This window comes from Paenibacillus sp. 2KB_20, from assembly GCF_052115765.1.
In the GTDB taxonomy this organism is placed as follows: Bacteria; Bacillota; Bacilli; order Paenibacillales; family Paenibacillaceae; genus Paenibacillus_AQ.
Genome location: NZ_JBFRHH010000001.1, coordinates 1 through 22,794 on the forward strand (window position 1 = coordinate 1; position 22,794 = coordinate 22,794).

22 protein-coding genes and 2 pseudogenes are annotated in these 22,794 nt (G+C 46.4%); 7 read left to right on the plus strand and 17 right to left on the minus strand.

Going from position 1 to position 22,794, the window contains the following annotated elements; genetic code table 11:
• From AB4124_RS00005 to AB4124_RS00030, 6 genes are all read right to left on the minus strand, one after another.
• Window positions 1–224, minus strand: a 224-nt coding sequence (locus tag AB4124_RS00005; RefSeq protein WP_441971589.1) for a DinB family protein, incomplete at its 3' end; no start/stop codon positions are given.
• Window positions 127–354, minus strand: coding sequence for a hypothetical protein (locus AB4124_RS00010; RefSeq protein WP_340390742.1), 228 nt, complete (start codon window positions 352–354; stop codon window positions 127–129). The genes AB4124_RS00010 and AB4124_RS00005, both read right to left, overlap by 98 nt.
• A 261-nt stretch (window positions 355–615) precedes the next feature.
• Complete coding sequence (locus AB4124_RS00015) at window positions 616–1,737, minus strand: MFS transporter (RefSeq protein ID WP_441971591.1); 1,122 nt, start codon at window positions 1,735–1,737, stop codon at window positions 616–618.
• Between the two features lie 168 nt (window positions 1,738–1,905).
• Window positions 1,906–2,217: an ArsR/SmtB family transcription factor gene (locus AB4124_RS00020; RefSeq protein ID WP_430199878.1), complete on the minus strand. Its 312-nt coding sequence runs from the start codon at window positions 2,215–2,217 to the stop codon at window positions 1,906–1,908.
• A gap of 308 nt (window positions 2,218–2,525) precedes the next feature.
• Window positions 2,526–4,286, minus strand: coding sequence for a dihydroxyacetone kinase subunit DhaK (gene dhaK / locus AB4124_RS00025; protein WP_441970426.1), 1,761 nt, complete (start codon window positions 4,284–4,286; stop codon window positions 2,526–2,528).
• A gap of 1 nt (window position 4,287) precedes the next feature.
• A complete protein-coding gene (locus AB4124_RS00030) occupies window positions 4,288–5,424 on the minus strand; it encodes a glycerol dehydrogenase (RefSeq protein WP_441970428.1) in 1,137 nt (378 codons plus the stop codon).
• A gap of 204 nt (window positions 5,425–5,628) precedes the next feature.
• Between AB4124_RS00030 and AB4124_RS00035 the strand changes: the two genes are divergently transcribed.
• Window positions 5,629–6,675, plus strand: coding sequence for a PocR ligand-binding domain-containing protein (locus AB4124_RS00035; protein ID WP_441970430.1), 1,047 nt, complete (start codon window positions 5,629–5,631; stop codon window positions 6,673–6,675).
• Window positions 6,676–6,917: 242 nt separating this feature from the next.
• On the opposite strand, the gene AB4124_RS00040 is transcribed toward AB4124_RS00035, so the two are convergent.
• The 7 genes from AB4124_RS00040 to AB4124_RS00070 all read right to left on the minus strand — a co-directional run bounded on the left by AB4124_RS00040 (window position 6,918) and on the right by AB4124_RS00070 (window position 14,479).
• On the minus strand, window positions 6,918–7,676 hold the full coding sequence (locus AB4124_RS00040; protein ID WP_441970431.1) for an ABC transporter ATP-binding protein: 759 nt from the start codon (window positions 7,674–7,676) through the stop codon (window positions 6,918–6,920).
• Window positions 7,677–7,680: 4 nt separating this feature from the next.
• Window positions 7,681–9,999: an ABC transporter permease gene (locus AB4124_RS00045; RefSeq protein ID WP_441970433.1), complete on the minus strand. Its 2,319-nt coding sequence runs from the start codon at window positions 9,997–9,999 to the stop codon at window positions 7,681–7,683.
• Window positions 9,984–11,282: an MFS transporter gene (locus AB4124_RS00050; RefSeq protein ID WP_441970435.1), complete on the minus strand. Its 1,299-nt coding sequence runs from the start codon at window positions 11,280–11,282 to the stop codon at window positions 9,984–9,986. The genes AB4124_RS00045 and AB4124_RS00050 overlap by 16 nt, the downstream gene beginning before the upstream one ends.
• A complete protein-coding gene (locus tag AB4124_RS00055) occupies window positions 11,275–11,922 on the minus strand; it encodes a TetR/AcrR family transcriptional regulator (RefSeq protein WP_441970437.1) in 648 nt (215 codons plus the stop codon). Before AB4124_RS00055 ends, AB4124_RS00050 begins: the two co-directional genes overlap by 8 nt.
• Before the next feature lie 136 nt (window positions 11,923–12,058).
• Window positions 12,059–12,613: a GNAT family N-acetyltransferase gene (locus AB4124_RS00060; protein ID WP_441970439.1), complete on the minus strand. Its 555-nt coding sequence runs from the start codon at window positions 12,611–12,613 to the stop codon at window positions 12,059–12,061.
• Between the two features lie 13 nt (window positions 12,614–12,626).
• Window positions 12,627–13,769: a sensor histidine kinase gene (locus tag AB4124_RS00065; protein WP_441970441.1), complete on the minus strand. Its 1,143-nt coding sequence runs from the start codon at window positions 13,767–13,769 to the stop codon at window positions 12,627–12,629.
• Window positions 13,760–14,479 carry a response regulator transcription factor gene (locus tag AB4124_RS00070; protein WP_098747698.1) on the minus strand — a complete coding sequence of 240 codons (720 nt, stop codon included), beginning with the start codon at window positions 14,477–14,479 and terminating at the stop codon, window positions 13,760–13,762. The genes AB4124_RS00065 and AB4124_RS00070 overlap by 10 nt, the downstream gene beginning before the upstream one ends.
• A 173-nt stretch (window positions 14,480–14,652) precedes the next feature.
• Here AB4124_RS00070 and AB4124_RS00075 point away from each other — a divergent pair.
• The 6 genes and pseudogenes from AB4124_RS00075 to AB4124_RS00100 all read left to right on the plus strand — a co-directional run.
• A pseudogene (locus AB4124_RS00075) lies at window positions 14,653–15,243 on the plus strand (ATP-binding cassette domain-containing protein); the annotation flags it as partial.
• A pseudogene (locus tag AB4124_RS00080) lies at window positions 15,243–15,665 on the plus strand (ABC transporter permease); the annotation flags it as partial. The pseudogenes AB4124_RS00075 and AB4124_RS00080, both read left to right, overlap by 1 nt.
• A 32-nt stretch (window positions 15,666–15,697) precedes the next feature.
• Window positions 15,698–16,567, plus strand: a complete 870-nt coding sequence (locus tag AB4124_RS00085) for a DUF4097 family beta strand repeat-containing protein (RefSeq protein ID WP_441970444.1) — start codon at window positions 15,698–15,700, stop codon at window positions 16,565–16,567.
• Window positions 16,568–16,817: 250 nt separating this feature from the next.
• Window positions 16,818–18,209: a hypothetical protein gene (locus AB4124_RS00090; RefSeq protein ID WP_441970445.1), complete on the plus strand. Its 1,392-nt coding sequence runs from the start codon at window positions 16,818–16,820 to the stop codon at window positions 18,207–18,209.
• A 183-nt stretch (window positions 18,210–18,392) separates the two neighbouring features.
• Window positions 18,393–18,890: a DinB family protein gene (locus tag AB4124_RS00095; RefSeq protein WP_441970447.1), complete on the plus strand. Its 498-nt coding sequence runs from the start codon at window positions 18,393–18,395 to the stop codon at window positions 18,888–18,890.
• Between the two features lie 2 nt (window positions 18,891–18,892).
• Window positions 18,893–19,333: a hypothetical protein gene (locus AB4124_RS00100; protein WP_441970449.1), complete on the plus strand. Its 441-nt coding sequence runs from the start codon at window positions 18,893–18,895 to the stop codon at window positions 19,331–19,333.
• Between the two features lie 203 nt (window positions 19,334–19,536).
• On the opposite strand, the gene AB4124_RS00105 is transcribed toward AB4124_RS00100, so the two are convergent.
• From AB4124_RS00105 to AB4124_RS00120, 4 genes are all read right to left on the minus strand, one after another.
• Window positions 19,537–20,322: a hypothetical protein gene (locus AB4124_RS00105; protein WP_441970451.1), complete on the minus strand. Its 786-nt coding sequence runs from the start codon at window positions 20,320–20,322 to the stop codon at window positions 19,537–19,539.
• A gap of 460 nt (window positions 20,323–20,782) precedes the next feature.
• Complete coding sequence (eutH, locus tag AB4124_RS00110; RefSeq protein ID WP_379407087.1) at window positions 20,783–21,889, minus strand: ethanolamine utilization protein EutH; 1,107 nt, start codon at window positions 21,887–21,889, stop codon at window positions 20,783–20,785.
• Between the two features lie 76 nt (window positions 21,890–21,965).
• Window positions 21,966–22,511 (minus strand): BMC domain-containing protein, encoded by a 546-nt coding sequence (locus AB4124_RS00115; protein ID WP_441970453.1) that lies wholly within the window; start codon window positions 22,509–22,511, stop codon window positions 21,966–21,968.
• Entirely contained in the window at window positions 22,504–22,779 is a 276-nt protein-coding gene (locus tag AB4124_RS00120; protein WP_441970455.1) for a EutN/CcmL family microcompartment protein, read from the minus strand. The genes AB4124_RS00115 and AB4124_RS00120 overlap by 8 nt, the downstream gene beginning before the upstream one ends.
• Window positions 22,780–22,794: the final 15 nt, after the last annotated feature.

The window sequence follows — 22,794 nt, forward strand, 5'->3', positions numbered from 1 at the left end:
GCAATGTCAGGAGCTTCTAACTTTCTACTTCTGTCCAGCAGAAATTCCAAAGGTTTATTCTCAATAATTGAATCTTCCTTGCCCTTCAATCCTCTTTTAATAGCAACCACATACAATTCTTCTGTCTTATATAGGTGTTGACATACCTGGCTGATACTCCAACTGTTTGAGTCGTGCCGCCTGTTCAGCTGATCTCCATTCAATCCATTGAGGATTGTAAGCAATACATCCCTTGTTTCTTTTAATCTCTGATTGATTTCTTGAAGTTCCAGGGTAAACACTCCTTTCCATTGGTTTTTTAAGGTGCGATTGCTTTTCCGGATTGTTGACGATCTTCATTTCTAAAATAGTCAATAAAAAATGCCCCAGCCCTAGATAGCTGTTATCTTAGGCTGGGGCATGATCTGTCTGCTACTTCCATGATTATACATCTGATAGCCGAGGCGTGTAAGCCCTGCGTGCAAATATGGTAACAAAAAAATTGTTTCTTCCCGCTGCAAATCCATTATAGGAGGTCCTTTAGTTTTACATAACGGTTGGACGGGTATTTGGGAACAACGAATCAAGCATGGAAAGCCTGCGGCACATTACGCTGCGCCAGACTGGCTTCTTGATTTACGAAGGAACATATTTTATTTTGAGCAAAATCGAAGCCAGGGCAAGGATCGCAAACACGATTCCGCTCCAGATTAACTGATGGATACCCGCAACGGCTATCAACCAGCCCCCTACCGTGGTGCCCAGTGTAATGCCCAGGTTGGAAAACGATACAAACAAGCTGTTGCCAAACTCCGGTGCATCTTCCGTCACCGTTGTCAGCCATGTTTGGCTGACAATTAATCCTCCGGAATGGACCATCCCCCATAAAACCACAACGATCATGGCCGGAATCCAGTATGGCACCAGGCTATACAGCAGTACGTAAACCGCAATATACAGGATAGGGAACAGCATCACGGTCACCCGTAAGTTTTTTTGCAGCATGGCGCCAAAAACGAAATTGCCGAAAATCATGATGATTCCAAAACCCATCAGCATCACACTGATCACCGATCCGTTCATAGGTGTAACCTGGCTGAGGTATTCCGCAAAATAACTGTACACCGAAAACATCGCCGCAAAAATAAAAATGACCGACGTTATATTTAACCACAATGCGGGTTTCCGCAATATCCCCAGCTGTTTGCCGAATGACATTTTGTTCTTAACCGGCATGGACGGGAGCCAGGCCAATATACCAGCAAAGGCAATCGCGCTAACAGCCGCTCCAAACAAAAATGCGGTTTCCAGTGAAACCTTTTCCGCCAGGTAAGAAGTCAAAGGCACACCAAATGCAAATCCGACCGTAATCCCGGCAAATACCTTCGTGACCGCTTTACTGCTCTTCTCAGGTGGAACCAGTTGGGCCGCTGTGACCAAAGCCACGGAAAAAAAGACCGGATGAAAGCAGGCCGGAATGATCCGGAACGCCAGCATCACTTCGAATTTCGATGTCATGGCGTACACGATATTGGACACCGCAAACATGAATACTGCGATAAGAAGAATCACTTTCCGGTTGATACCGAATGCCAATAATGTCAGAAAGGGGCCCGAGATGGCGACCACAAGGGCAAACACACTTACGAGCGTACCCGCCTGCGATGCCGTGATATTAAATTTCCGGGCCACTTGGGGCAGAACGCCAACGATACCCATTTCCGTCGTAATAATGCCAAAAACACCTAAAGCCAACATGATAATAAGTAAAGGGGTCACTTGTTTCTGTCTCAAAGAAATGATGCTCCTATTCTGTCATTTGTATTTTCATATCTGTATATGTAGATATGTTAGTCCGCAGTTTCACTGTCTATATTCAATTATATATCTATATATCTAGATGGATATAAACAAAAAAACACCTCCTTATAGTTTGTTTTGAATATACTCGGAAAATTCCTTGATGGTCTGTTCATTCCGGCGATAATAGGTCCACTTTCCGATACGCTCGGACTCAAGCAGTCCCGCTCTTTGAAGTGTCAGCAGATAATTGGAAATGACGGATTGCGCCAGCCCGCTCTTCTTTTGAATATCGGCTACACAAATTCCGGTCCGGAAGCTGATGCCGTAATCCGTATATTTTTTCTCCTCAAAATGATGCTCCGGGTTTTTCAGCCAATCCATGATTTGACAACGGGTCTCATTGGATAATGCTTTGTAAATTAAAATAGGTTCCATACAGATCATTATATCTATTTATATAGATTTGTAAATGGTTTTTGAATACTGGTCGCTGGATTAAAGTGATAATCTAGAGTAAAAGACTTTCTAGACAAAGGATTGCCAAGTTCCCAAGAGTGCATCGAGGAAATCTACTGAGATTACAAATAATCAAAAACAGACACGCTTAAAAGTGTGTCTGTTTTTTCTTCTTCGGATAAATTCATTTGGAAACGAAGGTTTGATGTTGGTAATAGCTGTGCGACTCAGCTGAAATCAATGATGATTGATTGGATTGATTAATGTATAAGTGGAATATTTATACATTACCTCATCACTTTAGCAAGCTCCATGAAAATAACCCCGAGCGCGTGTGCGCCCGCATCCGGGTATCCGATACTGCGTTCGCCTACCGTGCCCGCTCTACCCATTCGGGCAACGATGTCTGCCGTCTTCTGCGCTCCGAGCACCGCCGCTTCAGCCGCCTTAATCGCTGCTGGCTTCATCTCTTCACCTTGCTCTGCACTCTGCGTCCAGGAATCCGCGAACGGGACGAGTGCGTCGATCAATGTCTTGTCGCCGACGACAGCTCCTCTTCCGAACGATCTTTCGCCCGTATCCTGGATTCCTTTCACAACGGCCTGCATCATATCCGCGACCTCTTGAACGGACAATTCCTGCTTCTGACCGGCAGATTTACTCGCTGCACGGAATGCGGATCCCCAGATCGGTCCGGAAGCCCCGCCGCAATACTCCATGATGATCAACGAGCAGGCGTCGAGGAAATCGCCGATATCGCTGAGATGGTGGGTCAGAATATCGTCCCACTCCGCCTTGAGCTGCTTGAAACCCTTGGCGACGCTCATGCCGAAATCGCCGTCTCCGGCATGAGCGTCGAGCTCGCAAAACGGCACCTCGTTCTCGATGATGACCTCGCTCATTTGATCGATCAGATATACGATATTTTGCAAGGATAGCCGGTTGTTCTTAATCACCGCAGCGTCAGCATCCGTATTGTTTTTATACGAAACTGCCCTCTCTGACTTCTCTTCTTGAATAACCTCGGTATAGTTCACGGGCTCAAAAGATCCCTTAACCGACAGTGCCGGCGTATCGCATGGCGCAGACAGCAACTTCTTAAGCGTCTCGTCCAGCTTCATGATTGTCACCGATGCGCCTGCCATATCGATGCTGGTCATATAGTTGCCGACGAACACTTTGAATACCCGCTTGTTTCGGGACGCTAATTCGCGCATCACCGAATTGTTCAGCAAGTACAGCTCCTGCAGCGGCGTGCCGCCAAACCCATTGATTAATACGGCAACTTCATGCTCCGCAGAATCATTCATCTGCAAGTTGTCCAGCAAAGACGTGACCATCCGCTGGGCCAGCTCATCTGCAGGAACAACGTTCTCCCTGCGGATTCCCGGTTCGCCGTGAATGCCGACGCCGTATTCCATCTCGTTATCTTCGATATGAAACGTCGGAGTTCCCTTGGCGGGCACGGTGCAGGAGGTAAACGCAAAGCCGATGCTGCGAACATGATTAATCGCATGCTGCGCCGCTTCTTTCACTTCCGGCAGGGACAGTCCCGCTTCTGCGGCTGCTCCGGCTACCTTATGAACGAGCACCGTTCCGGCAACCCCTCTTCTCCCTACCGTATAGAGACTGTCTTCAACGGCGATATCATCGTCGACCTTCACATAATCCACTTGGATACCGTCCTCGCTCGCAAGGTGGGCCGCATTTTTGAAGTTCATGATGTCGCCGCTGTAATTTTTGATAATAAGCAGCGTTCCCTTATTACTCGCAGAGCTGCGGATCGCTTGATACACCTGGATTTGGGACGGGGAAGCAAACACATCGCCGCACACGGCCGCATCCAGCATGCCACTTCCGACGAATCCGGCATGAGCTGGTTCGTGGCCGCTTCCGCCGCCGCTGATCAGCGTAACTTTATCTTGGTTGATCTCTTTTTTGGAAATCACTTTGAATTTAGGGCTGAACGCTAACTCAGGATGCGCCAGCACAAGCCCATTGCACATTTCCCGAACCAAGGTTTCCGGTTTATTCATGATTTTCTTCATCTTATATCTCCTTACTTAATTTGTATTGACGACCCAACTGGTCAGCGGCCATAATCGCGGATGCTACCGCTTCCTCCGAAATCGGGAATGGCATCGAATGGATGGATTCCTCGGCAATACATGCCTTCTTGGTCACTTCAAGCAGCTCCTCGTAGGTCACACGCTCTACGCCGATATCCTCCAGGCATACAGGAAGACCGATCGACAGGCAGAAGTCCAGCACTTCCTTCATTTCGTTCCGGTCGGCATTCTCAAGCACCAATTGAGCAATCGTGCTAAAGGCTACCTTCTCGCCGTGATAATAATGATGCGTTCCTTCAAGAGCCGTCAAGCCATTATGAATCGCGTGAATCGCTGCCAAACCGCCGCTCTCGAAGCCTAGTCCTGATAACAGAATATTCGTCTCGACGATATTCTCCAAGGCTGGCGTCACAATATTTTGATCACAGGCCAGTTTTGCTCTGTACCCGTTCTCAAGCAGTGTTTCATAACATAGCTTGGCAAGTCCCAGCGCTGTAATCGTCCCTTTGGCGTCACCGCATACGCCTTCGCGAACACCGCACGGCAGACCGGCATTGACATTGGAGTAAGATTGAGCCGTCGCTCTTGCTTCGAAATAGGTAGAGAGCGCATCCCCCATACCAGCAACAAGGAATCTAGTCGGCGCTTTGGCAATAACCGTTGTATCAATCATGACGACACTTGGACTTTGTTTAAAATAAGCATAATCATCGAATTCGCCTTCCGGGGTATAAAGGACCGCCGAATGGCTTGTCGGTGCATCAGTTGCCGCAATTGTCGGGACAACAATCAGGGCCTCACCTTCGGCTACGCATTTTGCCGTATCAATCGCTTTGCCTCCGCCGAGGCCAATCGTGCAGGCACATTGATGCTCCTTCGCCAAAGCTTGCAATCTGGCAACCTCCTGCCGGGAGCATTCCCCACGGAAGCCGCTTTCAACTAGCGTTATATTAAAGTTCAGTTTCGTTGACTCCAGCTTGTCTTTCACCCGTGCAACATCATCGGGATGGGCAATCAGCAGAGCGGATTCACCAAATGTCTTTACAAAATAACCCAAATTCAACAGTTCGTTCTCACCTTGCACATATTTTGTCGGACTGATAAACGCTCTTCTCATGTTCATTCCTCCTAAGTAAACTATACTTATTATTATAGGTTGTACTTAATCGGGAAGCATGAAACAATGAGATCGGAATAAAGCGTTTTCTTATCGTGTTTTTTTGTCATCTCTATGGAAAATTGTATTATCTTGTTCTTCAGTAGAAGCATTCGCTATAATATTCAGTAGAGTTTCTATAACTTTTCATAGGAGAATGTTGTCATGTCCAAATCCCGATATGATTTAGAAGAAATCATTGATTTGGAGAAATGGGAGAAGCTGCAGGATTCCTTATCGCTCGTGACCCAAATGGCGATCCTTACGGTCGATTACAAGGGCGTTCCCGTCACCAAGCACAGCTACTGTCAGCCTTTCTGCCAAGGCGTGCGCCAGGATTCCCATCTCTCTCCATATTGTCAAAAATGCGACGCGCGTGCCGGCATTGAAGCGGTTCGCCAAAACAAACCATATATCTATTTATGCCATTTCAACATCATCGATATCGCCATCCCGATCATTATTGATAACCAATATCTTGGTGCGATCATGGCGGGACAGCTCAAGCTCCGAGAATCTGACGCGCCGATGCTGGAGCAGATCGTATCTCGGCCGCCCAATGTAGAGTCTAACCGAAAGTTTAAGGAACTCGAAGGGGATTATGATGCACTACCCATCTTATCCTATGATGAGGTGACGAAGTACGTGGATCTGCTGCTGCAATTAAGCACCTATATCGTGGAGGAAGCGATTCAGAAGCATACCACGATCGATTTATACAAAAAAGTGCTCACGTCCAACATGGATGCGCCAGCTTCCCTGGAAGCTTATAACGAGTCGGATCGTGCGGTCCGCAGCATCCAATCGATGCAGCAGGAGCTGTCAGGAGCACTGATCGATACCAAATTGAAGAATGGCGCTGGGCGGTTCGTTTCATCGAATGCTGTGCTTCAGCCTGCGTTTGACTACATTTTTGCGCACAAGCATGAGAATTTCACCCTGAAGGAGATGGCCAAGGTTTGCCATATTAGTCCCAGCTATTTCAGCCGCATATTTACGAAAGAAACGGGGGAGAATTTCTCCGTCTTCATCGCCCGGCTCAAGATTGAATGGGCCAAACAGCTGCTGGAGTCCACCGATTCGCCGATTCATCAAGTGAGTGATGATTTGGGCTTCTGCGATACGGGCTATTTTATCAAAACATTTAAAAAGTTCGAGCACCTCACCCCGGCCGTGTACCGGAACATGTATGCCGGGCTATCGGCTAAGTGATCGGTTTACCAACCGATCATTACAAGTAAACCCCTTCGTTCATGAACGAAAGGGTTTTTGCACATCATCCATAATAATTGAATACAATTTTAAATCTTCATGTGACCCTTTAACCCAAATCGCTTTTCTTAATAAACCTTCATATGACATGCCGGCCTTTTCCATCACTCTGGCTGACCCTACGTTTAATGGGTGACAACTGGCTTATTTATATTTTTGTTAAACAGAAATCCATTATTAATTTATATTCCGATCTCCTGCATTTTCACCATAACTTTCTTGACCCTGCCATCCATATCCGTTCCCCCAAAATTTGGAAGCTTGAGTTCGCCTACAATCTTCCCATCGCGCATAAACATAATGCGCTCCGTCCGTGCCGCAACTTGTGCATCGTGAGTGACAAGCATGACCGCAGTACCGTCTGCATTGATTTCAGAGAATATGTCCATCGTTTCCTGAGCGGATATGGAGTTGAGTGCGCCCGTAGGCTCGTCGCCGAAAATAATGCTCGGGTTGTTCATCAGCGCCCGGCATATCCCCGCACGCTGAAGCTGACCACCCGAAACCTGGGTGATGCTGCGTTTTTCAAGCTCTGCAATGCCTACCCTTTTCATAAGCTCTCTTGCCTTCACCGTAATGTTCGCGGCGTTTTTTCGGTTATCCCGCATGGATGGAAGAATGATATTGTCGAGGATATTCAAATTTTTCAGCATCGTCGGCTGTTGGAACACAAAACCCATTTTGGTTCTGCGCATATCTGCAAGCTCATTCTCCCCAAGCGTCGATAAATCCTTACCCTCAAAAACGACTTTTCCGCCATTCACGCCATCCGTCCCGCTCAGTGCAAACAATAGCGTTGATTTCCCCGAGCCTGATGGTCCCATAACAGCTACGAACTCGCCCTCGTGAATATAGGCGGTCACCCCGTCCAGAACATTGTGCTGTTCGCCGCCTTCACCGAAAGATTTTACGATATCATCACCGATAATCATCTTTTTCATCTGCCTACTCCTTTATATTTTCGGATATTGTTATTTGTCCTGCGCCCGATGTGCCGATCATGGTAGCGATTAGTATCGAGGCTATCATCATAAGCGGGCTATACAGATACGCCGAAAGCGGATTGACCGCAAAATGGAACGCCGACGCTCCAAACGAAGAGATAACCGCACCCGCAAGCAATTCTCCGAGCGTGTTTGCCAGAAGGGTTCCGAGAACAATGCCGACAATCAGAACAAATACAGAACGCGAAGCATATTGCACCTTAATGTCCGTGTTCGTAAATCCGAGAGCTTTCATAACGGCAATGGAATATCGGTCCTTAGCAACAAGCATTTTCATAAACAACAGGGTAATCAGTACCGATATTATCAGCGCAACAGCCATTGCGGCGTGTGAAGCCTTCTTGACGGAATTTATGGTTGAGCCGAATGTCTGTGCAACAAATTCATCAATGTCTGAAATCTTGGCAAAATCAAACCTGTCCGCGTAGTCCGAAATCCTGGCGTTGACCAAAGATTTATCCGAAAGTTCAGCGAAGATCATGCTCCACATCATATCCGCGGAATTGTCGGTGAATACCGCCTTTGCGGTCTTGCCGCCGTTGGTAATGTCGGAGTATATTCCGCTTACCGTTAGTTCCTTCTCCTGTCCCTCTATCACCAGCGTAATGCCATCACCGGCCTTTTTGCTCAGCTCCTCCGCGTTCAAAACCGACAGTGCAATTTCATTCTCTGCGGCGGGTGCTCTGCCTTTGGAATAGGCAATTGGGAATATGGAATGGTCGCCGAGTTCGATTTTTATGTTTTCCTCAGAACCGTCTTCTGTTTTGATGTTAAATGCTTTTGTTGTAAGGACGGCAACTTTGGATATGGCACGGTCGCTGCTCATCGCATTTCGTAGTTCAGCCGTTTTCTCTGAAATGTTATCGGTCTGCTGTATGTCAGCACGTATATCATAGTTTCCGATCCCCATATATTGGATGAAGCTCGTAGAGGAGATGGTGTTGTACAAATTCTGTGGAACAATCATGATAAAAGCTGCAATCACCAACACCGTTAGGCTTGTAGCATAAAGCCTTTTCCTTGCGAGAACATCTTGGATACCGAGGAAAACATTCGTATTCAACAGCCTGTTTCCACTTAGATTAAAACCTTTGGCGCCTGTGTTTTTCTCCTGTGAAGTGCCAAAGCGTATGGCTTCTGCGGCGGATATCTTTCGAAAACGTTTCAACATTGCGTTTACATAGGCGATGATGGCAAGGAATACAAGCAGTATGCCGATGATTCCGAACAATAAAGCATAAGCTGAATTTTCGCTTTCCCCCATATACAGCCTTATATTTTCAAGAAGCATGCCTTGGAACATAACCGACAGTGCAAAACCGAGCATACTACCCGCCGCGGCAATCGCTGCGTATTTCGCAAGATACATCTTCTTTATGTCGGAAACACGCAGCCCTATTGCCTTCATCACGCCAATCTCGCGATAATCTTCTTCGATTTTCGCCAGGAGCGTAAATCGTATGCACATCAATGCGATGGCCACGACAAGCGCGCTCACAAGAAGTATAACCGCGATCATCAACCCATCGGAAAGTGCGTTCATCATTTTAAAAAGCTTATATGTAACGGTTGGTCCATTTCCTTCAAGTCCTGCGGAGGCATAAGCCGTTTCAAATGAACCGAGCTCAGATAAATCCTTTAATCTAAACTCAATCAGATACTCCATGCTGCCGAGGCCCTTGATTTCCGCGTAATCATGTTCATGTACAAGAAATCTCTTGGATGAAGAGAGTGTAGAATTCATCTGCGAATCCCGGAGGAATCCCGCAACGATAAACTCCTTCCCACTAATGACCGCCTGATCACCGACCTTGGTGGTGCCATCCTTCATATAACTTACTGGAACATACAACTCGCCGATGGCGGGTTTAATGATGTTACCGTCGAGATCAAGAAGATAATCGAATTTTTGGCTCTGCATGCTAAATCCGTTATCCTGGACACTATTTGCAAGCGAATGTTCGCCTAATCGTATCCGCGCACCATCCATATTGAGAAATTCTATCACTTGTACATCATCCACATTGCTATGCTGCTCCGCAAAAGCCGAAAGCCGCGCAGTATCTATTTCACCGGAATGCATCTGCATAAAATGCGGGGTTTTAGCTTGCGTCATCAATGTGTTGAGCGCACCCGAGAGATTGACGACGAGGATCGCCGCTAGCGAAACAAGCATTGCCGCAGCAGCGACAAATACCATAGTTGTTAGCGTAGTGGCTTTGCTTTTTAAAAGATCATTGCGGATTATTCTGGAGTACATAAGACACCTCTGTTTTCAAGCATTTTAACTGACTTTAATTTATACAGAATGACCGAAGTTACACATAACAGCATCCCGGCGATGATAATGAGAAATCCCATCCCTCTGCCGAGTCCCGTACCGATGATTTTTCCCACACTGTCAGAAAGCACGCCACCTTCAACTAAAAAAGGGGTGAACACATAATCCGCTAAAACACCCGAAAGGGCATAAGCCACTACAAATCCAAGCTGGGAAAGGATTCCGATCAGTGCCCAAGCTCTGCCTTGAACGGAATTATCAATGTTGGTACGAACTAGAAAATCCAGGCTTGTGTTGGCAAACGGAAGCATTGCAAAAAACAGAAATCCCGAAACACAGATCAAGGCAATATGTTCTCGAAATCCGAACGCCATCATAAACACGCCTACACCAAACAAAGAAATCGAAAGAATGTTCACATAACCCTTTTGAATGGGAAGAAATCCTATAATGACACTGGATACGAGCATTCCCGAAGCGATAATGGTTTCTATCATCCCTACGACGGAGCTGCTTGTAAACGTCAGCAGCATGGGAATGGAGAGTGTTTCAATAACTCCAAGGTAAAATGTCAGCACCGATGTCATAATCACAAGAACAAGCACACCTCTGTTAGTAGAGACAGCGTTCCAACCGGCTTTGATTTCGTGGATGAACGATTGCGTGTGTTCGTATGTCTTGGAGACGAGGCCCCATCGGACGGCAAGCGTAGTTGCAACGGTGACAAAAAAAGTGCAAATGTCGATGACAAGCAGCAGTTTTATATCCGTAACGGTGAGCAAAAATCCCGCAAGGATCGGCGAAATCAGAAATTTTGCCGATCCTGCCACCTGAACAAAACCGCTTGCCCTCGTATACTGCTCCTCAGTCAGCAAATCCGTAACCGTAGCCTTGTATGCGGGGTCAAGCAGCGATGAAAACACCGAGCTTATGGTAACTCCCACACAAATTTGCCATAGCTGTGCTTCTCCGCGAAGCATGCATATGAGGATGAATACAAGGCCGATCGCAGAAAGACTATCGCCTAGCACCATTAACAGTCTGCGGTCATAGCGGTCCGCAAGCACTCCGGCAAATGCGCTTAAGAGTAACGACGGCATGAATGCAAGCAAGGTTACAAGCGCCATGGCCGAAGCCTTTCCCGTCTGTTGGAAAACATAAATCCCAAGCCCGAACGATGTGAGCCCGTTTCCTATGGTTGAAATAAGCTGTCCCGACCACAGTAGGAGAAATTTCTTGAAAGACTTCTCTGGTTTATTCATGGCTGCTCTCGTCTCCTCCACCAAACATCTGCATGACGTCCATCAGACTTCCGCTTACTGCACCGAGCAGCCTTTCTACGTTGCAAACAAAGGCCAGCATTCGTGAACCGCGCTCCTCATTCGTCAAGGTAATCATATCGTCATCAAAAACGGTATTCGCATAGATCACAACCATTTCCATGCATTCATACGGAAACGGTGTGCTGAACATTCCCTGCTCAATGCCTTCGCGGATGATTGCTGTCAGGATCGGCGGAAGGCCGTTGATGATGACCTTTTGTATTTTTTGATGCATCAGCGCGTTCTGCGGCTTGTGAATATGCTCCATAATTTCCTTGCTGCTTCCGCCGCTTAAGTTCATTGCCATCACAACGCGGATAATGCGTTCGACTACGGGTATCGTCTTGTCGGCGGCAATGACCTGTGCCGCATCCAGAAGACCGTCACTATACCGATCAATCAACGCATCCATAATATCCTCCTTCGCCTTGAAGTGATGATACAAGGTTCCCCGCGCAATCCCGACCTTTTCGAGAATATCGTTTGTACTTGTGCCGTCAAAACCCTTCTGACCAAAGAGCTCATCCGCGGCGTCAAGGATTTCGTTCCTGCGTTCTTCCGCTTTTTTTACAACTCTCATTGTTACACCTCCTCTACACCGACCGACTGACTGTCGGTTATAGAATAACAGGTTTCCTGTTATTGTCAAGATGTTGTTAGCTGAAATACAAAAGCAGCCCATCCTCTATTGAGGAAGAGCTACTTTTAGTTATCCATTAGCTGTTCTCCGAAATATATTCATCCCTTAAAAGTCCATAAAACACGAGGTCTTCATATTGATCCCATTTCCTCACATGCTGTCTTAAACGACCTTCATATTTCATTCCTAACTTTTCCATGACTTTACCCGATGCAGGGTTTTTCCCCAGATATCGGGCAAATATACGGTTCAATTTCATTTCGTCAAACGCATACCGTACGATACCTTTTGCCGCTTCCGTACAATATCCATTGTTCTTATACTGTCTCCCAATCCAATATGCAAGTTCACCATGATCAAAATTCCTATTACATCCAATACAGATAGCGCCTATTACATGCTGTTCTTCTTTATGTACGATAGCTAGTTCCAGTGATCGGTCTTCATTAAAGTTATGAGCATGTGTTTCTATCCATTGTTCTGCCATCCCATCTTCATACGGATGCGGGATATATAATGTTGTTTCCGCAATATATGGATCCCCTGCTAATTGTTGAACGACTTTGGCATCATCTAGACGGAAAGGCCGTAATGTCAATCTTTCCAATTGAATGGTCGGCAGTTTCTTCAAATGGTTCTCCCCCTTAGTTCCATGAATACTCCTCTGTTCCCTGTGAACCAAGAGAAGACAGACCCTTTTTCGGCAATCGAATCGTGAACGAAGTTCCTTGTGAAGGCTCACTTTCTACACTAATTGTGCCGTCATGAACCTGAACCAGCTTGTAGACAATCGCCATTCCGAGTCCCGTGCCCTCAGAGGTAGAATCCGTGGTCGTGCCCCGGTAATATTGCTGGAATAGGTGCTCCACCATATGGGCCGGCATCCCTACGCCATTGTCCTTGATGCGGATTACAGCATGCTCTCCTGTGTCCGCAATCTGTACATATATATTTGTATGTTCAGGATTGTGGAGGATGGAGTTCATCATCATATTTTGCAGGATGCGCTGCATGAATTTCAAATCAAAATCAACATAAATGGCAGGTGGATCCGCTTGAAAATGCAAATGATAGCTGCTCGCTTGCGGGCTATTGCTGATATCGGCAACTACCCGTTTTGTAAATTCGACGATATCTTGATTCGTCTTCTGTAATGGCAAAGCGCCGTCAGCGCGATTGAGCTGTGTGACGAGGCTTAAATCTTGAATCAATTCCTCCATATGCTTTCCTTTGTCGTCCATTTCCCGAATGAAAGAGATCGCCTCTTCTTTCGACCACTCGTACTGCTCATTCAATAAAAGCGCTGAGTAGCCTTTGATATAGGTTAACGGTGTTTTCAAATCATGAGAAATCCCCGCAATCCATTCCTGCTTGGCTTCTTCGATTTGGCTCCTCTCGATTTCGTTCGCTTGCAGTTTGACTCTCAAGGATTGAAGATACTCAAGCACCTCCTGATACAGGCGGAACCGCATGCGAAGTTTCCCTTTACGGGTATATATTTGAGGCAAATCGGCAGGTTGCTCATAGTTGTCCTGCGAGAGTCGATGAATCCAGGCCATGATGAATCCGATCGGTCCGCCAAAATACCATCCAAACAAAACGATGCACAGCAGCGTACTCGCACCAAAGATCCATCCGACAAACAGTCCTTCATCATCTAGACTGACATGGATACCGAGCAAGGGAAGAAGGCCTTCAAGAATAATAACAACGAGTACACCCGTGCCAAGCATCCATAGAATAAGTCCTAATGCCAAATGAATCGTAAATCGAGTTTTTATTCGCATGACAGTGCCTCATTTGGGGGGATGAATTTATAACCGATTCCCCGCAAATTCACGATGATTTTTGGTTTTCGGGTATCATCGCCGAGTTTTTTTCGCAGCTTGGCGATATGGATCGTGACCGTTTTTTCTTCCCCGTACACATCATTTCCCCATACCAATTCGTAAAGCTGAGCCGTCGTGAAGATATGATTCGGATGTTTACAAAAGAAATGCAGCAGCTCCAGCTCCTTCGCCGTGCATTCTACAGGTTGACGCTTCACGGTTAACGTTGCCGATTCCGGATGAAAAGAGAAGTACCCGTAATCGAACGCCGTGTTTTGTTGATGAGCATTCTCCATAAACCTTTGCCGGCGAAGGATCGCCTTGATTCGGGCAATGACCTCCAGTGGATTAAACGGCTTGGTAATATAATCGTCCCCGCCGATCCCTAGACCCGTTAATTTGTCGAAGTCGGTGGAGCGTGCGCTAATAAAAATAATCGGTGCATTCGTATGTTTCCGAATCTCCGCACATAGTTCAAAACCGCTTAGATCCGGGAGCATAATATCGAGCAAAATCATATCATATGCCTTCTCTTTGATCCGCTGCAGCGCGCCTTTGCCCGATGATGCGGTGTCGATATGCGTAAAATTCTCTTTGCGAAGCGTGATCTCCAATAACTTCAAAATACCGATTTCATCATCGACTGCTAGTATGGATGCAGATTCCATTGCGATTTTCCCCTCACTTCAAGCTTTATCCTGTGTATTCACTTTTCTATCTTACTCTATTTACAAGATCCCGAGTTTACTCTAGTCAAAATGTTACGAGCTTTTTCCATTGTGTTTACTTTATTTTTACTTTCGTTCCCTAAGCTTAGTGTAGCACATCATTAAGGGAGGAAATGACAAGTGAACGCCGCCATTCAAATCAAAGCAAGGCATTCAAGGGCACGGAAACCATTACAAACGTCAATATGAGTATCAGCAGAGGAGAAATTTACGGATTTTTAGGTCCGAATGGAGCCGGTAAAACAACCATTATGAAAATGATCTTAAATCTGGTAAAACCGTCTTCCGGTGATATCCAAGTATTCGATCAGTTGGTTCTGCCAACATCGGTTCAATACTTAAAAAGAATCGGCAGCATCATTGAATACCCCGTGTTTTACGACCGGCTGACAGCGGAGGCCAACTTGGAGTTTCATTGTAGATACATGGACTATCGCGATAAGACAGCGATCAAGGAAGCGCTGGAGATCGTAGGTCTTCAGGGTGTGGGGAAGAAAAAAATCCATGAATTCTCTTTAGGGATGAAGCAGCGATTAGGGATTGCGCGCGCGATTGTTACGAAACCCGATATTCTTATTCTGGATGAACCTATCAATGGGCTTGACCCGATCGGGATTAAGGAAATGCGGGAGCTTTTCTTGCATTTAAAGGAGAGATACGGAACGACCATTTTAATTTCGAGTCATATCGTATCCGAAATCGAAAGCGAAAAAAAATCATTCAAGCCAAGTTATCGATTGTGTTTGGATTTAGCTTCTTCAGCATCATCGTCTCTACGTTTGTGATCAATTTGTTAGTGTACTTCTTGAATCCGATGATCGGTTTATTTGAAGAATCGGTGCATGTCGGAGACATAATGGCTACACTTCCAACAATGTTGCTCCAAGCATTTATGATCGCCGGAATCAGCCTGATTCCTTTATCTTTTGGCATGCGAAAAAAATCGACGGCTTCCACGATCACCTCGGCTGTCGTCATTGGATTCGTGGTTAACACAACGGTGTCTGACGGGGGAAGTTCGACCAGTCTGTTTCATTTCATCGCCATCCCGATTGCTCTCTGTCTGCTTGGCCTTATCCTTGGCTATCTTTCTTTTCATAAAGTAGATCGAACCGATGTAGCTTAAAATTTCACCGTATATGAATGGAGGACTAGAGCATGAGGAAAATCATAACCACTTCGCTTGTTTTGCTTACCGTTGGCGGGTTAGTTATGGGCTGCCAAGGCGTAGGGAAATCAACAAGTTATAACCATGAATCTTCCTACGAAGCTACCCGCATTGAAGAAATTGAAGTCAACAACGAATCTTGGGACATTGAATTCAAGCGTTCCGATTCCCCGAACATCACCATCGCTTGCGAAGGCAAGCGGCAGAACAATAAGAGCGACCCTGTAACGATTAACCATGACGGGAATAAAATTGTCGTTACCCAGGAAGACCATGGTAGTGCTATGGCAGGGTTCACTTTTGGCAAAAAAGGGACGATTTATATCTCGATTCCCGACCGTGAAGTCGATACGATTACATTGAACAATAATGCAGGTGACATCAAGATGAAGAATGTAGCGGCGCAAAACATTGTCATCGCCAACAATTCGGGGTCTGAGAACATCGAAGGACTTTCAGCAGAAAAGGGTGTGTTTACTTCCAAAGACGGGGATATCAAATTGAAAGACAGCTCGCTAAACGAATTAACGGTAACCACAGGCAGCGGCGCCAGCTATATGACAGACGTGACCAGCCCCGTGATGAACATCACTTCAACCTATGGGGAAGTATCCGTCAAACAGATCGAAGAGGGAACGTTGATGCGAGTAGAAACACAATCGGGAGATATCGCCGTATCTTATAAAACACCCCCTGCTTCGTTAAAGCTTACCGCAAGCAGCGACTCATCGGATATAAGCGTTGGTTTAGATGGCTTCAAGGTAAAACAGAGCACGGAAAAATTAATCAAAGGCACGATTGGGGATGCATCCAATTCAATGGAGCTTATCAGCCGCGCCGGAACGATTGCTGTAAAATAGCTGCATCCATACGAGTAGCAACATATTTTTGTCGTCAACCCTTAATAACGCAGAAATCCCCCACGCTACCTCCGGTTGCAAGGTCAACTGAGTATATCCATAGCTTTATCATATTGTTGTGTCAGAGCCCTCCATGCTACAATATCGTTAAAAACCTGGCTGTGCAAACATTCGGCCTATATTAAAAGAGAATCATGACCAGTATTTCGACTTTTATTTCTATAGCTTCAAGTAAAGGAGAACCATCGGCATGATTACTGTGCAGCTTATTTATTTCGGACTCATGTTTTGGTTCGGCTTATATATAGTTAGCCGAGATGCAAGAAACGTTCGGCTATTGCTGGCCGGTCTTGGCGTAATTGTTTGCTCGTTCGGTGTTGGGGCAGCCGTATTGATGCCTTACAGCCTAGAGCCTCAGCGCATCGCACTGCCACTTAACAAGATACAAGATATCTCCTCCTATCTGCCTTTGGTTTTGTGGCAAGGTGCCGTTCTATCCACTGTCGCGGGAAAAGAAGATAAACGGAACGCATTATGGACGTTATGGAAGTATGGTTTAATAGGGCTGGCGCTGGGCAGCGTGATTTGGCTGGCCTTCGCTGTGAATCCTGACGAATTCGTTGTCTCCTATAAAGCTGCGTTATGTACATTTTTCATCCTGTTTATAGTGCTTTCCCTATGGGGAACATTGTCCGATAAGATAAAGCGGCCCCTTTCCTTCTATGTCTTCAGTTATGTGCCGCTTCTTATATTTGCCTGCATGACGGCTTTGGCCTTCTTTTATCCGAACGACGCATGGAACAAGGGAGTCATAATGGCACAAGGTACAGGAATGCTGGTGTTCAGCGCGTATACGATGATCAAAGAAATCAGGGAGCAAGGGGAATCCTGGCTGCCCGATTTGTTTCGGTCCCTCGATTACTCTGTCTTTTTTACGCTCATTTTTTCCGGTCAGGTTGCGCTTGTTATTTGGCTTGGAACGGGGACGGGTTTCGATTTTATTACACTGCTGTTATTGATGATCAGCATGATGGTTTCCATTGCATTCCAAGTGTTTGTGTATCCGATTCGGGCTTTGCTCGACAACTTCGCTTTAATGATGTTCCCGAAGCTGCGTCTGGAACGCTCCAAACTGCGTTTGGTCGAAAGCGTCCAGGCTCGTATTGATGAGGATGCGAAACCGGAGGAGATGGACGATGAGGAGCTCTACCGTCATATCCGGCGCGCAACTAGCAACTTGGGCAACCTGGAGCGTTTGGCGTCAAGCCCGCTCACGCAGTTGAAGCTGATTGACGAAAGGCTGCGGAAGCGAGGAGCGGTTGATGGTGTAATGGAACGGGCTAACGAGCTTAAATCTCTGCTTATCGAAAGTATACTGCAAATAAAGCCGCGCCAGGATGAATCGTTTGGCACGACGGACGAATGGAAGTTTTACAATGCTTTGTACTTCCCTTACGTCGTCGGAATTAAGCCATATAGCGTACGTTATTCGGGTAATCAGCTGGATGCCCCTTCCCAAGATGCTTTGGCGTGGTTCCGTTCCTGCGTGCCCGAGCGCACCTGCTACAATTGGCAGAATGCTGGCGCGCGTCTTATAGCAACAAGTCTGAAGGAGAAAAACGCACTGATCAAGGCGCAATAACGATGACTTAGATGGCGGTTGTTTTCTTGGGTATATCCACCCAAAAAACAACCGCTTTTTATTGCTGACCGAAAAAAAAGCCATATTGGCACCAAATGGCAGTGAAAAGTATGGTTTTGGCAGTAGTTTTTGGGCTAATCTCGGGTTGTTAGAGCATAACCAAACCATTAGGAGGAATGTACAATGTCCCAAGCAAGCATCCAAACCGCAAAAACGGTGCATCAATTAGTGATCGGATCCATTCAAGCGATTCCGGAAGAAATCTACGATATAACTCCAGCAGGATTTAAGAATACCATTCGTTGGAACACCGGTCATATCGTGACTATGCTGAATTGGTTTCTCTCCGCAAACCCGGCGTTAAATACGAAGCTGCCGGAAAACTATTCCGGCTTATTCATGACCGGAACGAAACCGTCGGACTGGACTATCACGCCCCCATCGAAGGAGGAACTGATTCAATATTTATCCGCGCAGTACGACGAGCTGTCCAAGATAGACCCCGGGTCCTTGAAAATGCCCTTGAACCCGCCGTTTGAAATGGGGCCGCTGAGGTTCGAAACGGCAGGCGAGCTGTTTAACTTCGCATTCATCCACGAAGCAATGCACTTGGGGATCATTTCTTCGCTTGTAAAAACTGTACAAGCGGACAATGAAGCGTGCTCAAATGAAAGGGGATAAATATGAAACCAAATAGAGTTATAACGCCTACAGGAGAAACCTTCATCCGCAAAGTTCTGGTGATAAATTCCGTTTCGTCCGGAGCATGCGGGTTGCTGTTGTTATTATTTCCAGGGTATGTTGCTGAATGGACTGGATTAGACAGTAGAACCGGCTTGGTATCAACTGGTGTTTTCCTGCTCGTATTCGTCGCATTTCTCGTATGGACTGCATCCAGGAGCATTGTTTCTCCAGCGGCCGTGCTTGTTATTACAGTACTCGACTTCCTCTGGGTTGTCGGCAGTGCGCTTCTGCTAGCGGATAAAGGAACTACAGTGACGATGACCGCTTTCGGCGTTTGGGCGGTTATTCTGGTCGCCGCAGTCGTCGGCGTATTCGGGATTTTCGAGGCAATATATTGCTGGCGCAACCGTGCTTTTGGAAGAGATCAAACGATCCGGTAAATGGCGCGGCCTGTCGGATTTCTTCTTCGACTAGTGCTTTACAGCAAAGAGCCTGTGTCTTGGACGGGCTCTTTGCTCTTGGGTTATGAGATTGGCTTATTCAGAGTACCTAAAGATATTCGATGTCACCGCTTAGCTACAACAAGTGAATTAACGAGCTTCCGTTCATCATTTGGAAGCTGGGTACATCCGTAAATAAACACTTATTTCGATAGCTTGGCATCTGCAGCATGAATTGTACTCCTAATATTCCCCTCCCATTCAAATATCTTCTTCTGTAAAGCATGAATCTGGTTAGCATCATCAACGATCCGTTTCAATTCTGCAGCAGCCTTCACAGCATCTCCCTCCTTGACAGCTGCTTTATAACGTTTATTCACTTCATTTTTATTTTTATTGAAGTCTGTTATTTTTTTGTTCTCGGCTGTGATTTGTTTCTTTAGCGTTTGCACCGGTAATAAAGCATCTTTGACGATTTTGGCTTTTGCGGCAGCCTGCTTCTTCGCAGCTGTTAGAGCATCCTTTTTCAATTTGATCTCCTGTCGCGCCGTATTAACAGCACCCTTTATACGGTTTCGCTTGAGATCATACAGAAGAGCGGACTTTCGATCTTTGCGTTTCCTTGCTTCCGTCGCTTTCTTGCCGAGATCAGTAAATTCCGCAAGCATAGGAGCGTATTTTTTCTGAGTCTGGTCTGCTTCTGTCTTTAACTTGTCGAGCATTACCTTGTCAATGAGCTGTACTTTCGAATTAATTTCTTTAAGTTTGTCATTGTTTTGTTTGCGCAGCACCTGTATTTGCTGCTTATCCTGTTTATTGGCTAACTCCAATGCGGTAAAATTGTCATACAACTGGTCAATGCTTGTTAACGCAGCATTCCACCCAGTATTTGAAGCCTCTGCATAAAGCGGTCTGGCCACAAGCAGGAAAAACATGATTAGAACGACTAGACTGTTTATATAGCGGTTTTTTCTTCTTCGTTGCAACAAAACAATCATCTCCCTTATCCATATCATCCTCAAAGGAAGAGCAAAAAGCACCCCACAAGAAAGGCTTCATAGCCTGTCCTGCGAGGTGCTTCTCCCGCACTTCTTTCGATTTGATAATAGTATATATTTGATCTAATAATATGTCAATCATTTCCTGGAACATTTGTTCTCATTCCAACCTCGAAATCGTTTATTGATTTTTGCATAGATTTCTAATCTCATCAAAGTTCCCAAAACACTCTTATTATTTGTGTTGCCAATGCCAATTTCTCCTGCTTCAAAGAAACTGGAGTTGCATTCACTGGTAATGATTCCTCCATCAATTGCTGCTTCAGTAATGCCACAATGCGGAATGAGAGTCTGATATCATAAAAAACCCACCTTTTTCAAGATGGGCTCAAACGAGAGGATTAGATAGAAACCTGCATACGTAAAAATAATATTCTGAAAAAAACCGCTATTATGACTCCTGAAGTTCTTCCTTCGGTTCCGGAGCCATCTTCTTAGCCAAAAACAGGGCTACAACAACCGCCGTAATTCCGCCGACAAGCTTCCCGACAATCATTGGGAAAATCATTTCCTTCGCGACCCCGGCCGTAAAACCAAGATGATCGCCGAATACAAATGCGGCCGACACGGCAAATGCGACGTTGATGACCTTGCCCCGCGCATCCATGTCTTTCATCATGCCAAACATGGGTATGACGTTAGCAAGCGTCGCAACCAGCCCGGCTGCCGCAATCTCATTCATGCCGAGCAACTTGCCCAGCTTCATAAGCGGTTTATTAAATACTTTCGTAATTACAAATACCATCGCAAAAGCGCCGGCGAGTACAATAGCAATATCGCCAACGATCTTAATTCCGTCTTCAACCGGAGCAAGCCCTGGAATGATGGTAATCCCCGTCAACTGCTGCGTGATGCCAGCTGCGAGTCCCAAAGTCGCAACGACAACGATGAATTGCCCAAAAACCGTGAACCCTTTGATCATACCCTGCGGAAATTTCCACAATCCCAGCACGATAAGTACAGCAAACAAAATAATTGGAACCAGGTTGGACAAAATCATTGTGATCGAGTAACCGGCAACCAATCCGCCAATCAAGCAACCGAGCGGTATAGTTACGATACCGGCCAGCACGCCGGTAGCCAAAAATTTCTGGTCTTCTTTTTTAATAATGCCAAGTGCAACCGGAATGATGAATACAATCGTAGGGCCAAGCATAGCCCCCAGAATCGTTCCTGCGAATAATCCCGCTTCCGGACTCTGCGCGAGTTCCTGTGCCAGCGAGAAGCCGCCCATGTCGTTCGCCAGCAATGTAGTCGCAAACATGGCGGGGTCTGCTCCCAATGCGCTGTATATCGGAACGACGACCGGACTTAGCACTTTGGCCAGGACCGGAGACAGGCAGATGATCCCCACCATGGCAAGCGTAAGCGAACCCATGGCCATAATCCCTTCATCGAATTGATGTCCCAATCCGAACTTGTACCCAATGCACTTATCGATGGCACCGAGAATCATGAAAATAACCATGCCGTATATGATAATTTCATTAATCTCCACGTACATGCTCCCCCATTCTATCGCTATATGATCCAAAGCAAATGGTTTTCATTGACCATCGTGCCCTGAAAACTCCCTACCGGAAGTGTTGTATGATTTCTTCGGACGGGGAACGAAGCACCGCATGATGAATGATCCGCTTTGGATCCATGGAGGATACAAACACCTTCATCCCCTGCTCCACATCGCTGACACTTCCTGTGAACACGGCGAGAAATTTGCCCCCAATCGCCATGCCAAGATTCATTTTTTTCACATGAATGTCGCATTGCTTCAAAGCTTCATTTAATGCAAAAATGCCAGGAGACACCGTAGCCGTCTCCACAATGCCAAGCGCATTCACAGGCAGGGAGGAAGGACGGCGTTTCAATCCATCGATGATATCGGGATGTACGCCATGCAGTTCAAAGTCGCTGATCCGGAATTCGCCGGCTTCCACCTTGGCTGTCTCCATCGCTGCCTTTACGTCTGCGGTATCCCCGCTCATGACGATCAGAAACTTGCCCGGACAGATCGGCTTCATATGATGCACTTCAACAGGCGAAGTCTTCAGCATTTGGTCCGCTGTTTCGTAACCTTTACTAATGCTGCGCATCTCAACAACACCTATTGCACTAATCATGTGTCACCTCGATCGAATCGACGATCCCTACGATGACCGCATCAACGGGTATGTCTGCATTGGCAAACGATGTTCGGGCCGCACTTCCGGTCGTTACCAACACCGTATCCCCTATGCCCGCCCCGGCATTATCCGCAGCGACAAAATATTCACGTGTGACGGGTTCTTTGGCATATGATAACGGTTTAACCACGAGGAAGGCCATCCCGTTCAGCTTATTATCCTTGCGGGTAGCCCACAGGCTTCCCATAACTTGTCCCATGATCATAAGTTCACCTCACCC

What these genes read in the sequence shown, in the direction of transcription:
- AB4124_RS00015 (WP_441971591.1), bottom strand. Translation starts at nt 1,737, where the DNA reads ATGTTGGCTTTAGGTGTTTTTGGCATTATTACGACGGAAATGGGTATC.
- AB4124_RS00020 (WP_430199878.1), bottom strand. Translation starts at nt 2,217, where the DNA reads ATGGAACCTATTTTAATTTACAAAGCATTATCCAATGAGACCCGTTGT.
- dhaK (WP_441970426.1), bottom strand. Translation starts at nt 4,286, where the DNA reads ATGAAGAAAATCATGAATAAACCGGAAACCTTGGTTCGGGAAATGTGC.
- AB4124_RS00030 (WP_441970428.1), bottom strand. Translation starts at nt 5,424, where the DNA reads ATGAGAAGAGCGTTTATCAGTCCGACAAAATATGTGCAAGGTGAGAAC.
- AB4124_RS00035 (WP_441970430.1), top strand. Translation starts at nt 5,629, where the DNA reads ATGTCCAAATCCCGATATGATTTAGAAGAAATCATTGATTTGGAGAAA.
- AB4124_RS00040 (WP_441970431.1), bottom strand. Translation starts at nt 7,676, where the DNA reads ATGAAAAAGATGATTATCGGTGATGATATCGTAAAATCTTTCGGTGAA.
- AB4124_RS00045 (WP_441970433.1), bottom strand. Translation starts at nt 9,999, where the DNA reads ATGTACTCCAGAATAATCCGCAATGATCTTTTAAAAAGCAAAGCCACT.
- AB4124_RS00050 (WP_441970435.1), bottom strand. Translation starts at nt 11,282, where the DNA reads ATGAATAAACCAGAGAAGTCTTTCAAGAAATTTCTCCTACTGTGGTCG.
- AB4124_RS00055 (WP_441970437.1), bottom strand. Translation starts at nt 11,922, where the DNA reads ATGAGAGTTGTAAAAAAAGCGGAAGAACGCAGGAACGAAATCCTTGAC.
- AB4124_RS00065 (WP_441970441.1), bottom strand. Translation starts at nt 13,769, where the DNA reads ATGCGAATAAAAACTCGATTTACGATTCATTTGGCATTAGGACTTATT.
- AB4124_RS00070 (WP_098747698.1), bottom strand. Translation starts at nt 14,479, where the DNA reads ATGGAATCTGCATCCATACTAGCAGTCGATGATGAAATCGGTATTTTG.
- AB4124_RS00085 (WP_441970444.1), top strand. Translation starts at nt 15,698, where the DNA reads ATGAGGAAAATCATAACCACTTCGCTTGTTTTGCTTACCGTTGGCGGG.
- AB4124_RS00090 (WP_441970445.1), top strand. Translation starts at nt 16,818, where the DNA reads ATGATTACTGTGCAGCTTATTTATTTCGGACTCATGTTTTGGTTCGGC.
- AB4124_RS00095 (WP_441970447.1), top strand. Translation starts at nt 18,393, where the DNA reads ATGTCCCAAGCAAGCATCCAAACCGCAAAAACGGTGCATCAATTAGTG.
- AB4124_RS00100 (WP_441970449.1), top strand. Translation starts at nt 18,893, where the DNA reads ATGAAACCAAATAGAGTTATAACGCCTACAGGAGAAACCTTCATCCGC.
- AB4124_RS00115 (WP_441970453.1), bottom strand. Translation starts at nt 22,511, where the DNA reads ATGATTAGTGCAATAGGTGTTGTTGAGATGCGCAGCATTAGTAAAGGT.
- AB4124_RS00120 (WP_441970455.1), bottom strand. Translation starts at nt 22,779, where the DNA reads ATGATCATGGGACAAGTTATGGGAAGCCTGTGGGCTACCCGCAAGGAT.